15 protein-coding genes are annotated in these 14,868 nt (G+C 38.7%); 9 read left to right on the top strand and 6 right to left on the bottom strand.

From position 1 onward, the window contains the following. Positions 1 to 65: 65 nt before the first annotated feature. Positions 66 to 1,457 carry a glycoside hydrolase family 140 protein gene (locus AC0L7T_RS13880; RefSeq protein WP_473343257.1) on the bottom strand — a complete coding sequence of 464 codons (1,392 nt, stop codon included), beginning with the start codon at positions 1,455 to 1,457 and terminating at the stop codon, positions 66 to 68. Next, complete coding sequence (locus tag AC0L7T_RS13875) at positions 1,412 to 1,726, bottom strand: DUF5060 domain-containing protein (protein ID WP_473343256.1); 315 nt, start codon at positions 1,724 to 1,726, stop codon at positions 1,412 to 1,414. Before AC0L7T_RS13875 ends, AC0L7T_RS13880 begins: the two co-directional genes overlap by 46 nt. A gap of 310 nt (positions 1,727 to 2,036) precedes the next feature. Between AC0L7T_RS13875 and AC0L7T_RS13870 the strand changes: the two genes are divergently transcribed. Next, positions 2,037 to 2,219 (top strand): hypothetical protein, encoded by a 183-nt coding sequence (locus AC0L7T_RS13870; protein ID WP_473343255.1) that lies wholly within the window; start codon positions 2,037 to 2,039, stop codon positions 2,217 to 2,219. Between the two features lie 16 nt (positions 2,220 to 2,235). Here the strand turns inward: AC0L7T_RS13870 and AC0L7T_RS13865 are convergent, their stop codons facing one another. Then, positions 2,236 to 3,132: an alkaline phosphatase gene (locus tag AC0L7T_RS13865; RefSeq protein WP_473343254.1), complete on the bottom strand. Its 897-nt coding sequence runs from the start codon at positions 3,130 to 3,132 to the stop codon at positions 2,236 to 2,238. A 529-nt stretch (positions 3,133 to 3,661) separates the two neighbouring features. On the opposite strand from AC0L7T_RS13865, the gene AC0L7T_RS13860 reads away from it, so the two are divergent. Continuing rightward, positions 3,662 to 4,498, top strand: coding sequence for an alpha/beta hydrolase (locus tag AC0L7T_RS13860; protein WP_473343253.1), 837 nt, complete (start codon positions 3,662 to 3,664; stop codon positions 4,496 to 4,498). 196 nt (positions 4,499 to 4,694) lie between these two features. After that, on the top strand, positions 4,695 to 5,852 hold the full coding sequence (locus AC0L7T_RS13855) for a hypothetical protein (RefSeq protein ID WP_473343252.1): 1,158 nt from the start codon (positions 4,695 to 4,697) through the stop codon (positions 5,850 to 5,852). Positions 5,853 to 7,803: 1,951 nt separating this feature from the next. Here AC0L7T_RS13855 and AC0L7T_RS13850 read toward each other — a convergent pair. Continuing rightward, complete coding sequence (locus AC0L7T_RS13850; protein WP_473343251.1) at positions 7,804 to 8,982, bottom strand: sialidase family protein; 1,179 nt, start codon at positions 8,980 to 8,982, stop codon at positions 7,804 to 7,806. 765 nt (positions 8,983 to 9,747) lie between these two features. Between AC0L7T_RS13850 and AC0L7T_RS13845 the strand changes: the two genes are divergently transcribed. The 6 genes from AC0L7T_RS13845 to AC0L7T_RS13820 all read left to right on the top strand — a co-directional run bounded on the left by AC0L7T_RS13845 (position 9,748) and on the right by AC0L7T_RS13820 (position 14,091). Further along, positions 9,748 to 10,905 carry a zinc-dependent alcohol dehydrogenase gene (locus AC0L7T_RS13845; protein ID WP_473343250.1) on the top strand — a complete coding sequence of 386 codons (1,158 nt, stop codon included), beginning with the start codon at positions 9,748 to 9,750 and terminating at the stop codon, positions 10,903 to 10,905. 179 nt (positions 10,906 to 11,084) lie between these two features. After that, the gene (locus tag AC0L7T_RS13840) at positions 11,085 to 11,594 is read left to right on the top strand and encodes a DUF6789 family protein (RefSeq protein ID WP_473343249.1); all 510 of its coding nucleotides are present in this window, start codon (positions 11,085 to 11,087) and stop codon (positions 11,592 to 11,594) included. Positions 11,595 to 11,734: 140 nt separating this feature from the next. Next, positions 11,735 to 12,073, top strand: coding sequence for a hypothetical protein (locus AC0L7T_RS13835; protein WP_473343248.1), 339 nt, complete (start codon positions 11,735 to 11,737; stop codon positions 12,071 to 12,073). 606 nt (positions 12,074 to 12,679) lie between these two features. Continuing rightward, positions 12,680 to 13,645 (top strand): fatty acid desaturase family protein, encoded by a 966-nt coding sequence (locus tag AC0L7T_RS13830; RefSeq protein ID WP_473343247.1) that lies wholly within the window; start codon positions 12,680 to 12,682, stop codon positions 13,643 to 13,645. Positions 13,646 to 13,669: 24 nt separating this feature from the next. Then, positions 13,670 to 13,864 carry a cold-shock protein gene (locus AC0L7T_RS13825; RefSeq protein ID WP_020892155.1) on the top strand — a complete coding sequence of 65 codons (195 nt, stop codon included), beginning with the start codon at positions 13,670 to 13,672 and terminating at the stop codon, positions 13,862 to 13,864. A gap of 32 nt (positions 13,865 to 13,896) precedes the next feature. Next, positions 13,897 to 14,091, top strand: coding sequence for a cold-shock protein (locus AC0L7T_RS13820; RefSeq protein ID WP_020892154.1), 195 nt, complete (start codon positions 13,897 to 13,899; stop codon positions 14,089 to 14,091). A gap of 67 nt (positions 14,092 to 14,158) precedes the next feature. Here the strand turns inward: AC0L7T_RS13820 and AC0L7T_RS13815 are convergent, their stop codons facing one another. Further along, positions 14,159 to 14,275: a hypothetical protein gene (locus tag AC0L7T_RS13815; RefSeq protein WP_473343246.1), complete on the bottom strand. Its 117-nt coding sequence runs from the start codon at positions 14,273 to 14,275 to the stop codon at positions 14,159 to 14,161. A gap of 389 nt (positions 14,276 to 14,664) precedes the next feature. After that, entirely contained in the window at positions 14,665 to 14,811 is a 147-nt protein-coding gene (locus AC0L7T_RS13810) for a hypothetical protein (protein WP_473343371.1), read from the bottom strand. Positions 14,812 to 14,868 lie beyond the last annotated feature (57 nt).

Genomic DNA, 14,868 nt, shown 5'->3' with positions numbered 1-14,868 from the left:
GGTGATATAGTGATGTAGTGATTTGGTGATGTAGTGATGGGGTGATGGGGTGATGGGGTGATTTTTTAAATGGTTTTTCTTTTGCCGACAAGTAGTACCCATGGTTCATTGTCTGGGGCAGTGAAGGTCTGAACGGTTTCCGATACTTTGCCTTCCTCTAAGAATGCACCAGTCTTGGGGTTGAACCATTGATAAGGCATTTCAGGCGTCAATTCATTTAAGGTAATTTCTCCACCTTCGTTAAGGTAGCTTACATAGAACGCTCCTGCCTTGGCCAGACAAAGCTTCCCTCCTGCCAGGTCTTTTCGCTTCTCCATATCTGTAAATGGCATTCCCTCCATAGCTTTCGCTATAAATCCCACATAGCGACTGCCTTCCAGGTTCAAGGCCTCCCGCCAGGACAACTCAGAATTTGCCCATTCTGCCCATCCTGCTTCATCTGCGCTCACTTTCCATTGCCATATGCCTCCTGCTCCGTAAACCACTCCCATGGTACCTCCAGACATTAGTTGCATCCAAGCTTCTTCTCCCTGCCACCAGCCAGCCCCATTTTCCGGATCTCTTATTCCTTCATAAGTAGGTTCTCCATTGGCTACTGCTTTGACAGGTTTGTTTTCATACATTTGCTCCACCTTTTTATAAATGTGCGCAGCACGATGCCCGGATTGTGCCCACTGAAAATCCAGCCAATCGGCATCTTGAAAAGATTTATTGTAATGCGGAATATAAGTATCTTGGTCAGCCCATGCAGCAATATAATCATCAGAAGGGTTATAATGAATTCCTGTAGGTTGCTGGTAAGCATCCCAGACTTCAACGGTCTCCCCTCCTTCTTTGACCCCTACTTCTGTCCCTGTGCCATCCGCACCTACCAACCACATGGCTGGACGGGCACCATAGCGTGCCACAAGGTATTTGCAATAGCGTGCATATTCTTCAGCCACAATATTCTTACCCAATACCTCTTTACCCTTCCATCCAAATCCATGAAAAACAGGTTGATAGACCGGAACAATTTCATTAGCGACAAGTATTCCCATCAGGCTGTCCAGGTACTGAAAATAATCCGCATTGATTTGATTGATATGTCCCTCTGGCAAATCTGAAAAAGCGACAGCAAAACCTTGATCCGTATCCCGGGCATTGGGACCGGTAGCCCCTTGGTCAGGCTGAAGGGTCATTAGTAAAGCAGTATTAAAGCCTTTTTCTCCTCGATCTTGGGCATAATGCGCTACATCCGCATAGGTTGCTCTCCATGGCATGGCCCAAGGCGTATCTCCTACCACGATAAAAGGCGTACCATCCGCATGGACTACATTTCGCTTGCCCTCAGACATGCGCAACAGACCATGCCGCAACAATTGATTTTCACCAGCATAAGCCACACTTTTAAGCTTTCCCTCTTGCCCATTTAAACCGTTATTCTGCTTTCGGAAGCGATGGTCCTCCATTTCCATTCCCCATTGGCAATAGGAGAAGCAAAGCGGACTTTCCAGTTTTGTCCCCCATCCCAGAAGGCAGGTCGGCGCAGTTGCTGTCCATCGGGACCTACGAACTCCGCATACATTTCTACATCCGTATAAGGATTGTCATAGGTATTGGCAGCAGTAAAAACCAGCGCTATTTCCTCCCACTGAGGGGCTTCAATGGCAGCTTTTTCCGATTGAGAGGTATTACAACTAAAGAGAAAATTACTAATGACAAGCAGGGCAAAGACAATTCTCATGGGCTTAAATTTATATTATTCACTTGACAGTAATTGATTAACTGTCTACAGTTAAGTGTATCGGTAAACGAAATCATAGCAAACAACTAATTTCCGCAGCCTATTTCTTTAATCAATTGGTTCTTGTTGAGATAAAACCTTGCAGGTTTCACTCAGCTAATTTTAACATCGCGCTGATTATCACCAAAACCTGCAAGGTTTGCGGATTTATAAATAGTAAAACCATCATTAAAATCCAGACAATACAAATAAACAGAAATTGCTCCTATTTAATCAATGCTTTCAAAAAAATTTGGTGATTTGATAAAATATGAGAATTATAGTTTATTATAATCTTAAAACAGAAGCAAAAAAATTCACAGAAACCTTTGTTGAAGGAAATGCTGGCCCCCTAAACTTTTTAGGTATCAACTTCTATAAAAATGGCCGTATTAAATACAATCCGGCCCTTAGCATGGTTAATTTGGTTTATAAACTTGGCAACTATTCCTAATTTAGGAAAGGAAAAGTCATTTAATGCTTTCCAACACGGGTTTTCCTCTCCATACCTGTGGCATATCCAAGCCAAATATCCAGGCAATGGTGGCCGCTGTATCATAGGTCATGATCAGGTCCGAAATCTCATGGTTCTTTTTTATACCCCTACGTTCAATAATCCATGGGATATATATTTCTTCCAAACTTTTTCCTCCATGGCCTTTCCCTGTTCCTCCATGATCTGAAGACAGCATAAAGATGGTTTCATCAGCAATGCCCGCCTCTTCGATGGCGTCATATATTCGACCAATTCTATGGTCTACATTTTTTAGTTCTGCATAGTATTCCGGGGTATCGTGGCCAATCCCATGTCCTACTCCATCTGGTTCACTCAAATGGATAAATACAAAATTTGGTTTCTCTGTAATAATTAATTCAGAAGCTTTTTCGGTACAGATTTCATCATCATCTCCATGCATCACCACATCAATGGCATCTTTTTCCAGCAAGTATTCAATACCACCCCAGCTATAAATTGCTGCGGTTTTAGCCTTGGGCATTTGTTCCCTGATCAAGCCAAAAATGGAAGGGTAAATCCCGTAATTACCAATTTTTGCAGATGGAATCTCCGGCGTTTTGCTTCCCCATTCAGTATATCCATGGGCCGTAGGTCCTGAGCCCATCAACATAGAAGCCCAATTTACTGCACTGGATGAGGGTAAGACTGTTCTGGCTTTTAAACTGTAACTTCCGGATTCCATAATTCTTTTAAGGTTTGGCATTTCACCCTGAGGAATTGCATAAGCTCCTAAGCCATCCAAACCCAATAATACTACATGTTTTACTTTTTTCACTTGTGCCTGTAAGGCTGCAGTACTCAGTAACATTGCTGGCAACAGCAGCACTAAGGTTAATTTTTTACAGTTCATTTATTTACTTGTTTATTATTAATTGAATCAAAACAATACGCTTTCCAACAAGTACATTCAGCAGGTAAAGCTTTCCATTTTAAAGGTTTTCACAAACAAATACTATGGTAAGCCTAGTTGTATTTAGCCTATTAAGCTTCAAAACTATCAAATACTGATAAATTAAAAGCTCCGTTCATCCCATTGTTAAGATATTTCCCATCATCTTCAAAAAGTTATCCTTACCATATATCTTTAAGTAGTATTTGGTTGTTACTGACCAATATTCAAAAAGATTGACTACAATTAAAAAAGGGGTTTATTGGCTCCACAGTTGTTCAATCAAGAATATTTGTAAGTTCTTAACCTTATATAAATTGCTCTATTTATCCAGTCTATCCTTTATTATTTCTCCAATGCCATGGGTAATTAACCATCTTGGATTCTCCCGGGTCAATAACTATCATCTCAATTTTATTTAAATAAATGGTATATTGATTTCAATTATTCCACTCGTTTTGATCCCATTTATTGACAACGTTCGTCCAACATGAAAGCTATTTGTTGTATTCTTGTTTTGGTAATATTGATCGGATTTGCAGGCCCTAGTTTTGCTATAAACCCGGATCGGGAGTATATCAGGACTCCTGACTCCGTTGCTTGGAATTATGAACAATTGAGCATTAAAACAAAGGATCATCTTGAGTTAAAGACATGGATTTATGAAGCCAACAAAGAAAGGGATAAGGACACCGTTTTAATATTGGCCTATCCAGATGCTGGTAATATGTCCTATTTTGTCTATCATGCCGCTATTTTAGCCAATGCCGGGTATACGGTAGTAACTTTTGATTATAGAGGCTTTGGTAAAAGTGACGATTTTGAAATTCAACGAGATTTTCTTTACTACACCGAATTTGCATGGGACCTGGAAGCTGTAGTCGATACCATTTCCGAAAAATTTAAGGATAGAAAAATTGGTGTTTGGGGAATGTCCATGGGTACAACAATTGCTTCTCGCGCTTATCCTGTCCTAAAGGGAAAGATTGATTTTATTATAGGAGAAGGATATGTAACAGCTACTTCAGCCATCATTGAACGCTACCAAGCATTGGATAAGCCTTTGCTTCTGCCTGAAAAGCCTAATAAATACAAGAAAGCAATAAAAGCCATTGACATTCCTCTATTGATCTTCAGCGCCTCTAATGACACGATAACTACACATCAGGATGCTGTATCCCTTTGTCAATTACTTGGTCAAAATTGTCAAGTGGTACAATTTTCAGGTGAGCACCTGACAGGATTCCAGGTCGACTATGAATCCAAAGGTTTCGGGGGATGGTATGTCGAACAAATCAATCTCTTTTTAGACAATGCGGCATCCTAAAGTCAAAAAAGATATACTTAACTGAATCCATTATCCAGCATAAAAAAGGATAATAATTGTTTATCTGGCATTAAGCATGGAGATGCCAAACTAGCGTAACAGCTAACAAGAAAATTTAGCAAAAATCTTGTTTACTTTGAATGAGCACAATGAGATTCATTTACCAATGTGGAACTGCCACAGACAATCGATACCAATGAAAAAAACATTACTATTCTCCTTCTTTTTTATTTTGATGCTGGGGAACACTCAGGGGCAGGAAGTTAAAATACCAAGCCATTGGCCCGATGCTTTCTTTTCAGGAGACCAAGGGAAAATGCATGTACAAGGCATGGCTTTGGATAGAAAAAATGGATTTATTTATCTTTCTTTTACCAATAAACTGGTCAAAATGGACCTTTCTGGCCAATTGGTAGGAAGCGTAGGCGGATTTATGGGTCACCTGGGCGATTTGGATTTCAACGAAGAGGATGGTAAAATCTACGGTTCTTTGGAGTATAAAAATGATGCAATAGGTAAAGGGATCAAAAAGACTTTGGGACAGGAAGAGAATGCAGGAGTGAATGGTTTCTATATTGCCATTTTTGATGGGGCCAAAATCTTGCGTGCAGATATGGATGCCGACACAGAGGACTTGTTGCGTACTGTTTATTTATCAGAGGTGGTACAAGATTACGAAGCTGAAGTAAATGTAGGTGATAAAATCATGCCTCACCGCTATGCCTGTTCAGGTATCGATGGACTCACATTTGCCCCTTCCATAGGAAGTTCTAACCTAAATAAAAAATATTTATATGTAGCCTATGGTATCTATGGGGATGTGGATAGGGATGACAATGACCATCAGGTAATTTTAAAGTATGATGTCAGCAATTGGGATAAATATGAAAAGCAGCTATCGCAAGATAATCTTCATACCTCAGGTCCTAAAAAACCATTAGAAAAGTATTTTGTGAAAACCGGCAATACCCGTTATGGTATTCAAAACCTGGCCTACGATTCACCTACCGGTAATTTATTTGCCGCGGTATATAAGGGATCCAAAACCCAATTTCTAAATTATGATTTATTCGTAATTGATGGACATAAAAAGCCAGTAAGCACCCGAATTGCTTCAGATAATAAAAAAATAAAAGTCAAAACTTTGTCTTTACTCCAAGCTGGGTCTAAGGATCCTGATACAGGTATTCGTGGTTGGCATTTTAAATGGGGAGCGACAGGCATACAGCCCTTGGGTGATGGTTTGTTTTATATATCCAACAATGAAAAAGGCGATAATGGATTACAGCGCACTACCTTATACAAACACAGATGGGTTGGGGATTTACAAAATGCATTTGTCAGAGACAATTGAATGCGGAATTCAAGGGGAGATTTTGTCAGCATTGTTGCAGAAAAAAAGGCAACAATACCGCCAAAATCAATTGACGTTTGATTATCAATCCGGTGGCTGACTCCACCGGCTATAATATTATCACCCCTGCCGGGGTTTTCGGTTGGCATAAAGTTTAATGTATGGTTTCGGTAAAGGACTGTTCCGTTGTGATTTTGTCAGCATTGTTGCAGAAAAATGGCAACAATACCGCCAAAATCAATTGACGTTTGATTATCAATCCGGTGGCTGACTCCACCGGCTATAATATTATCACCCCTGCCGGGGTTTTCGGTTGGCATAAAGTTTAATGTATGGTTTCGGTAAAGGACTGTATCGTTGTGATTTTGTCAGCATTGTTGCAGAAAAAAAGGCAACAATACCGCCAAAATCAATTGACGTTTGATTATCAATCCGGTGGCTGACTCCACCGGCTATAATATTATCACCCCTGCCGGGGTTTTCGGTTGGCATAAAGTTTAATGTATGGTTTCGGTAAAGGACTGTTCCGTTGTGATTTTGTCAGCATTGTTGCGAAAAAAAGGCAACAATACCGCCAAAATCAATTGACGTTTGATTATCAATCCGGTGGCTGACTCCACCGGCTATAATATTATCACCCCTGCCGGGGTTTTCGGTTGGCATAAAGTTTAATGTATGGTTTCGGTAAAGATCTGTTCCGTTGTGATTTTGTCAGCATTGTTGCGAAAAAATGGCAACAATACCGCCAAAATCAATTGACGTTTGATTATCAATCCGGTGGCTGACTCCACCGGCTATAATATTATCACCCCTGCCGGGGTTTTCGGTTGGCATAAAGTTTAATGTATGGTTTCGGTAAAGGACTGTTCCGTTGTGATTTTGTCAGCATTGTTTCAGAAAAAAAGGCAACAATACCGCCAAAATCAATTGACGTTTGATTATCAATCCGGTGGCTGACTCCACCGGCTATAATAATATCACCCCTGTCGGGGTTTTCGGGTCATATAGGTTAATATATGGTTTCGGTAAAGGACTGTTCCCTTGTGATTTTGTCAGCATTGTTGCAGAAAAATGGCAACAATACCGCCAAAATCGATTTACGTTTACTTCACTAATCCGGTAGCTCGGGCCACCGGCTATAATCAAGTCACCCCTAAAGGAGTTTACGGTTATAGTAAAGATCAAAATTTTGTTTTAATAGGAAGAGTTACAAGTTCGGTTAATGGTCCAATTGGCTAGATAGCTTTGTGTGTATCATTGAATCTCGACCAAGAAACTCTTTTATGACAGCATGTTATTTCAAGTATTTTCGGCCTTCGAAGCTTATGGTTTTTGGAGATGGATGGAGGGCGTTAAAAAAATGAGTTAGCTCCAATAAGGAGATCCACTCATTTTTAGCCCGAAATTCAGCTCCAAAAATCAAATGATGGATACGCTAATGATATATTTTCCCTAAACCTAATCCATCATTTGAAATAAGATTTGACAGCCTTGACCTTTTTGGTTCGTTTTTGGGTCAAGCCTGTCCTGATTTGCAATTCACTCAGGGCCAAAAATGAACAGTGGGAATAATGAAAAATTAACCAGTCAGGTGAGACCAGGATTACAAGGTCAATTCATTTCCATGAGAAAACGTTCATCAGGGAGATTTTGTCAGCATTGTTGCAGAAAAGCGCAACAATACCGCCAAAATCGATTGACGTTTATTTCACGAATCCAGTGGCTGATGCCACTGGCTACAAAAATATCACCCCTAAAGGGGTTCTTTATAGCAAATAATTAATTTGCGGTTCGATAAACCCAAACCATATTTTTTTAAAATCGGTGTATGCCCATCCTTGAGTTATCTCGTTTACTAAGGCTTATAAGACCAAAAAAACCGTGGATTTTCATCCACGGCTAGTTAAACCTTTTACTATTTCCAACCCTAAAAGGATTAACACAGAACACTTTACTTAATTTTTCTGAACTTTTTGATTTTATGGAAGGTAAGGAAGTTGGCATCGTGGTTATTGTGTGCTCCTCCAACCCCATCATCATAGGCTGTTCTGGACAAGAAGAGGATGTCTTTTCCATTGAATACCCAATCAAGGTATTGAAAACCATGTTTAATTATATCTTCATGCTGTAACAATACTTTCTTTTGTTCCCAATGGATTAAATCAGGAGATGAAAACAATGCTTGGGTATTTCTGATACCGGCAGGGTTCGTTCGGTCTGTGGACTCCTTAATTGCTTCAGGGATAACATTGGCAATGGTCCAGTACAGGTCACTTTTCTCATCATATCGAATAGAGAATTTTTTACTTCCTCCAGGAAAAGGTATAAAACCAGTTGAAGGATCAAAAGTGGCTTTTTTCCCGTCCGCACTAATTTTAACTCTGGCAGCTTTTTCTTCTAATGTGGAGCGATCATCTACTCGCAAAATATCCCATACCTGACCTTCTTTGTCCACAACCGCATTGCCTTCTAACCAGCCACCGAAGTTGCCATCCAAATAAGTAGAATCATAGTACAAGATATTGCTACTTGTCCAACTATCGGCTTGCAATAAATCAGCGTCAACAGGTGCTGAAAGCATAAACGCACCATATCTTTTTCCCCATTTTTTAATTGGCCCCATGGCACTTTCCATGGCTCTCCAAATTCTTCCATTGTGCTCAATGATGGGCATAGGAGCGCAATGGTACTCCCCTTCCAGGATTAAGCCATTGGTACCATTAGTAGGTTTCGTCCAGGTTTTTCCGCCATCATCTGAGCGCCTGACAAGGGTATTTCCGTGATGTCTGTCTGGTCCTATCAACCATAGGGTTCCTTGATGGACGAAAAGTTTGGACCAAAATGCCCCGTCAATTTCAGCAATTTCCTTCCATGATTTCCCCTTGTTGCTTGAGGTATAAATTTTAGAGGTGGCCCTTTTATGTTCATTGGACTCAGGTCCGAAAAAATCATGGGAAGCCACATAATCCCCATTAGGCAGAATAGCCAAACTAGGAGATCCAATGTACTTGCCTGAAGAAGCCGGACTGTAGGCCACCACAACTCCGGGCACTTTTGAATCATCAAATTGTTGTGCTGACAAGCCAAAACCGGATAACAGAACTGTAATTAAAATTGTTACTATTTTCATATTGGTTAATTTGTTTGAGTATTAATTGTTGGGAATTTTTAGGTGGTTGTACAATAGATTAAATAATACTTTATTTATTAGCCAGACCTCTCTTGGTTTATTGCACTGAAATCTGATATAGGCCTTTCATCGATTGAATGAATACTTAAACTTGTCTTTGACACCCAATTAGCCTTGATGTCAAAAAATTACAGGTAACTGTTATCACAATTCTACCGGTTAAAAATTTTTCATTTTTTAAGAAATTTACAATTGGAACAACCAAAGGAATCTCCTGCTCTTTTACAGGCCAAACCCAAATATACTTACTGTTTCCTTTATTTTCGACCTTATAAAACCAATGATTCATAATTTACCTGACAAAGTTGAAATTTAAATTGAAACCTTTAGTTTTTCAGGTATTAAATGGCATACATTCATGGACTCCAATTTTATGGGCAATATAATAATTGGGCTCATTATTTGCGGATAAAATCTATGGATACACCTACTAATCCCCATGAAGATATATTTATTCGGGTTTAAAATCATTCAAAAAGAAAGCCGCTACGGTTAAGAGGTGATGAATTTAACAGTGTCTATATTAATGTGTGCTTTTTTGCTTAAATGTTTAATGGGAATAAATATTGGCTTAGTTAATTACTGTTTTTTTTCGTTATTCCTTATAATTCCCCTTCATCACTACCGGATGAGGGGTTTTGGGATTCTAGTAAAAATATAATTTTAAAACCAAGCTATCTATTTAACGCCAAAAACCAACTAACCATGAAAGCAGCAGTTTTTCACAAACCAGGCCAAATCCAAGTCGATAATGTAGAAGACCCTTCACTAATTGACGCAACAGATGTTATTTTAAAAGTTACTTCTACTGCCATTTGCGGATCTGATCTCCACATTTTAAGCGGTGCAGTTCCCCAGGCAGGCAGTATGATTATGGGGCATGAATTCATGGGCATTGTAGAGGAAGTAGGAAAAGGAGTCAAAAGGCTAAAAAAAGGAGACCGAGTGGTAGTGCCTTTTCCACTCGCTTGTGGTCACTGTTTTTTCTGTAACCATGGAGCTTCCCCTCATTGTGAACAGTCGAATTATAAAAACTATGGCCCCAACGGAAATCTTACCGATCAGAAAGGAGGCGCATTGTTTGGATATACCGATTTATACGGTGGATATTCAGGAGGTCAGGCAGAATATGTACGGGTGCCTTATGCCGATATCAGCCCTCGAATCGTTCCAGATGAAATGAGTGATGATCAAGCACTTTTTCTTACCGATATATTTCCTACAGGCTGGTCTGCCATCGATTGGGCACAACTCAAAGGAGGTGAAACGGTAGCAATTTTCGGATCAGGACCAGTTGGATTAATGGCCCAAAAAGCGGCCTGGATTAATGGGGCAGCCCGAGTCATTGCCATTGATCCTCTAGAATACCGACTAAAAAAAGCCCGTGAAGTAAATGGTGTTACGACGCTTAATCCCCATAAAGTGGAGGTGATTGAGGCCATTCGTGATATGACAGAAGGCCGCGGTGCGGATGTCTGTGTAGATGCGGTAGGTTTTGAGCCGGAAAGAACCATGATGGATAAATTAAAGGCCACTGTTAACTTTGAAAAAGGAAGTATGAAAGTGCTGGATATGGCTTTTAAAGCTGTAAGAAGAGGGGGTACTGTAAGTATTATGGGCGTATATGGTTCTACGTATGACAACTTTCCACTTCACAGGGTATTTGATAAAGCCATTACGATCAAACAGGGACAGGCCCCAGTCTTGAATTATATCGATAAACTTCTCTCTCTTGTCCAGGAAGATAAAGTAAAATTGGATGATATCATTTCTCATACCCTCCCATTGAGCGAAGCTTCAAAAGGCTATGAAATATTTGATAAAAAAGAAGATGACTGTGTGAAAGTTGTACTGAAACCGTAAACAATACCTTTAAATTAAAGCGACAGGAAAAATTTAATCAAACCTAAAATACTTAAACCGTTTTAGCGGACCAAATAGGTGCTTCACAGGTAGAAACTAAAAAAATAGGGAGTGAGGCTTGACCTCACTCTTATCATCCAAACATTTATAGTTTACTAAATCAAAATCATGTCAATAATATGGATATTAAGCATTTTCTAATCACCCTATTGTCAGGTGTAGCAGGTACAATTGCCATGACCTTGGTAATGTATATATACAGTTCATTGTCAAACCATTTCACTAAAGTTATCCATATATTGGGAAGCATGATCTCAGGAGAAAGCAATTTTGTGAATCCTTCCAAAAAAGCTATATTCCTAGGTACTTTGGCCCATTTCGGAGTGGGCATTATTTTCTCATTTACTTATTTTCTATTATGGAACTGGGGAATATTTCGAATTAATTTTCAAGATGCTGTAATAATAGGCGCAGCAAGTGGAGGCGTGGCTGTCGTTGTTTGGAAAACTTACCTAAGCTTATACAATCAGCCTCCAAAAATATCCCAGTTTCACTATTTCATGGCATTGTTCCTGGCCCATATTGTTTTTGGGATCGTCAGTGTAAATGTCTTTCAACTTATTACGGACAGTCCAGAATTTTGGTACCAATTGCAGGAAAGGGCCAAACTAACCTCTGAATTACACTAAACATAAATATTTTAGCTTTCTTCCATTAATTGCAATGGTATACTTTTGACACTTTTTTGAAACAAGGTTACCAGAAAAATAGCTCTTTTTGTAATTATTGGATTTTGACACAAGCGATAATAATCTAAATGACACATTGAATGAGTTACTTGTATATAGTTTTAATATCGATTTTAATAGTTTCAGCATTGATTTCAGTGCTATTGACCAACTCTAGAAGCAGCAATGAAATCCAATTGGAAGGCAACAAATTAACCATTTGGCATCCTTTAAGAAAAGAAGTTATAAATCTGGATTCAGACCTTAAAAGCTGGAACTTACAAAAGGTACAGATGTTGTGGAGGGGGAAATTGTATTCTGTTAACCTGGAATTAAAATCAGGTAAATGGGAAAAAGTTTATTTCAGGTCCCGTGTAGGGAAAATAGAAGACCTTATAGATCACTTGCAAACTACGGTTGCCGATAAAAAAACCAATTGACAAAGCACTTATGAATCAGGTTGAATTTTTGAGAGAAGAGTAAAATAACCCAAGCATAGCTTCACTTGAAGGTACAAAAAAAGGATAAATTCAACCAATTTTTTTGAGGAGAGCTATTGAAATTTGAGGATAATATTTCTGCCATAACTACTGTTCAGTTACCTCTAAGGCAATGTTCAGTTACCTCTAAGGCAATGTTCAGCTCCCACAGCAAAGTGAAATCGCACTGAATTAGAAATATTTTAAAGAAAAATAGTTTTATATGGTGAAAAATGATTACCTTTACAACATCCAAAAAATGTTTGGGTACAATAATTAAGTAAGTGCGCTGCAAAGGCAGTGAGAAATAACGGTTTAAGTAGTATTTTCCTCTAAGAATCTCTCCCTACGTTTACAATAGTCGATTTACATCGGGCTATTCCCTCAACATTTCCTTCCTTATTGAAATAAGTTTTATTTAATTCTATTTTTATTAAAAAGCTATCTTTTGCCAAATCAGTAGGTCCTGATTTTTCCTCTACACTAAGGTATCGTGTATCGGAATATTTCAAAAACAACAAAATAAGCAAATATGGAAATGAACATATGATTGTAAAAACAATCTTTATGTTGCTTCTGTTTTTTGCTCCATTAGTTGTGATTATTTTCGTCCCATTTACAAGTGTGTTACTATTGTTTGGTTTATTCATCATTAGTGGATTTGGAATGGCGGGAATAGGGATGGGAATCATGCATGATGCTATTCACGGGTCTTATTCTAACAATAAGTATATTAATAGGTTTATGGGTTATACCATTAACCTTATTGGTGCAAACAATGAGGTATGGAGGTTGCAACACAATGTGCTTCACCATAGCTTTACCAATATTGAGGAACATGATGACGACATCAATGCGCCGTTTTTTCTACGTTTCTCGCCAAATGCTAAAATAAACAGACTTCATAAATTTCAACATCTATATGCCTGGTTTTTTTATGGATTGTCCACCATTTCATGGATAACCTCTAAAGATTTTATTAGGCTTACCAGGTATTATAGAATGGGTTTGATCAAAAACAAAAAGACTTATCAATTGGGTTTGGTCAAAATGGTTTTATGGAAATTATTGTATTACTCTTATGCGCTGGTATTGCCTTTGGTAATGTCAGGTTTTGCACCAGGAGTGGTGATCTTGGCCTTTTTGGCTATGCATTTTGTAACTGGCTTGTCGATATCACTGGTTTTTCAATCCGCACATGTGGTATCAGAAGTTTCCTTTCCTTTGCCTAACAAAGAGGGCAATATGGAAGATGAGCGTATGGCCCATCAATTGGCGACAACCTGCAATTTCTCCCCAAATAGCAAGGTTTTGTACTGGCTAGTTGGAGGACTTACAAATCAGATCGAACATCATTTGTTTCCAAATATAAGTCATGTTCATTATAAGAAATTAGCTCCTATTGTGGAGCAGACATCCAAGGAATTTGGATTGCCGTACCATAACAATGGAAATTTCACCTCAGCCATAGCCAAGCATTTTAAAATGCTTTACTTACTAGGTCGAATGGAACTTCCATCAGTAAAAAAATAATTCAACAACAATATAATTATAATAATGCAAGAAGGAATAGTAAAGTTTTACAACACAGAAAAAGGGTATGGGTTCATTACCCCAAAGGATTCAGGTAAGGATATCTTCGTCCATAACAGTGGTCTTATTCATGAAATCATGGAAAACGATGAGGTTTCCTATGATACAGAACAAGGAAAAAAAGGGCTCAACGCCATTAACGTTGAACGCATAGATTAATAACACAATATTACAATTCAAACAATAATACAATGCAAGAAGGAACAGTAAAGTTTTTCAACACAGAGAAGGGGTACGGATTTATTACTCCAAGTGATTCAGGTAAAGATATTTTCGTCCACAGTAGTGGATTGATCGATGAGATCAGAGAAAATGACAAAGTATCTTACGAAGCTGAGCAAGGTCAAAAAGGACTTAACGCAGTTAACGTTGAGGTTATCAGCTAAATAAAATTAGCTCAGAAAATTAAGAAGTGATCATTTTATGATCACTTTTTTTTTGTTTATACCCCTACTAATCTAGTACTACCTCTTTATAGCACCTGCTACGGTAACTTACAGGGGACACGCCAACAAACTTTTTAAAGAGTCCTCTAAAGGTTTTTACATCATTATAGCCGACGTCATACATAACTTTATTAATGCTTATTCGGTCACCCTCCAACTACTTTCTAACTGCTTCTACCCTGACTCATTGAATGTATTCAATTACCGTATTGGAAGTGGCTTTTTTAAACCTTCGTCCAAAGGTTCTCCTGCCTAACGAAAATAGCTCAGAAATTTCATCTACAGTAAGTTTTTTCTTATAATAAGACTCTATATATTCATGGGGCTTCTTTCACAGCTTTATCACTAGGGTATTTTTGTCCCTTCAAAATAATAAATGGAGACTTACTTTGACGATTGATATCGATTTTCAAATATTTTTGAAGAAAGTACCGCCATGTCCCCTCCTACAAATTTTTCCATCAAATATAGGTTCAAATTCAAAGAGGAATAGGAATAGGCACCACCACTCGTTTATAAGCCTCGATCATCAGTGATGATTTTGTCATGCAAAAGGTTTACCTCAGGGTACATTTCCCGAAATTCTTTGGTTATAAGCCAGTGTGTGGCACAACTTCTCCCATCCAATAGCCCCGTTTTGGCCAACAGAAAAGCTCCCATGCATAAGCTAGCCACTTCGGATCCTTTTTCATACTGCTTATTAATCCAGGGAATAAA

The organism is Cyclobacterium sp. 10D3-21, assembly GCF_055809755.1.
The sequence above is the reverse complement of the archived record's forward strand: the minus strand, read 5'-3'. Positions and strand labels throughout refer to the sequence as shown.

What these genes read in the sequence shown, in the direction of transcription:
- AC0L7T_RS13880 (WP_473343257.1), bottom strand. Translation starts at nt 1,457, where the DNA reads ATGGAAATGGAGGACCATCGCTTCCGAAAGCAGAATAACGGTTTAAAT.
- AC0L7T_RS13875 (WP_473343256.1), bottom strand. Translation starts at nt 1,726, where the DNA reads ATGAGAATTGTCTTTGCCCTGCTTGTCATTAGTAATTTTCTCTTTAGT.
- AC0L7T_RS13870 (WP_473343255.1), top strand. Translation starts at nt 2,037, where the DNA reads ATGAGAATTATAGTTTATTATAATCTTAAAACAGAAGCAAAAAAATTC.
- AC0L7T_RS13865 (WP_473343254.1), bottom strand. Translation starts at nt 3,132, where the DNA reads ATGAACTGTAAAAAATTAACCTTAGTGCTGCTGTTGCCAGCAATGTTA.
- AC0L7T_RS13860 (WP_473343253.1), top strand. Translation starts at nt 3,662, where the DNA reads ATGAAAGCTATTTGTTGTATTCTTGTTTTGGTAATATTGATCGGATTT.
- AC0L7T_RS13855 (WP_473343252.1), top strand. Translation starts at nt 4,695, where the DNA reads ATGAAAAAAACATTACTATTCTCCTTCTTTTTTATTTTGATGCTGGGG.
- AC0L7T_RS13850 (WP_473343251.1), bottom strand. Translation starts at nt 8,982, where the DNA reads ATGAAAATAGTAACAATTTTAATTACAGTTCTGTTATCCGGTTTTGGC.
- AC0L7T_RS13845 (WP_473343250.1), top strand. Translation starts at nt 9,748, where the DNA reads ATGAAAGCAGCAGTTTTTCACAAACCAGGCCAAATCCAAGTCGATAAT.
- AC0L7T_RS13840 (WP_473343249.1), top strand. Translation starts at nt 11,085, where the DNA reads ATGGATATTAAGCATTTTCTAATCACCCTATTGTCAGGTGTAGCAGGT.
- AC0L7T_RS13835 (WP_473343248.1), top strand. Translation starts at nt 11,735, where the DNA reads ATGAGTTACTTGTATATAGTTTTAATATCGATTTTAATAGTTTCAGCA.
- AC0L7T_RS13830 (WP_473343247.1), top strand. Translation starts at nt 12,680, where the DNA reads ATGTTGCTTCTGTTTTTTGCTCCATTAGTTGTGATTATTTTCGTCCCA.
- AC0L7T_RS13825 (WP_020892155.1), top strand. Translation starts at nt 13,670, where the DNA reads ATGCAAGAAGGAATAGTAAAGTTTTACAACACAGAAAAAGGGTATGGG.
- AC0L7T_RS13820 (WP_020892154.1), top strand. Translation starts at nt 13,897, where the DNA reads ATGCAAGAAGGAACAGTAAAGTTTTTCAACACAGAGAAGGGGTACGGA.
- AC0L7T_RS13815 (WP_473343246.1), bottom strand. Translation starts at nt 14,275, where the DNA reads ATGTATGACGTCGGCTATAATGATGTAAAAACCTTTAGAGGACTCTTT.
- AC0L7T_RS13810 (WP_473343371.1), bottom strand. Translation starts at nt 14,811, where the DNA reads ATGGGAGCTTTTCTGTTGGCCAAAACGGGGCTATTGGATGGGAGAAGT.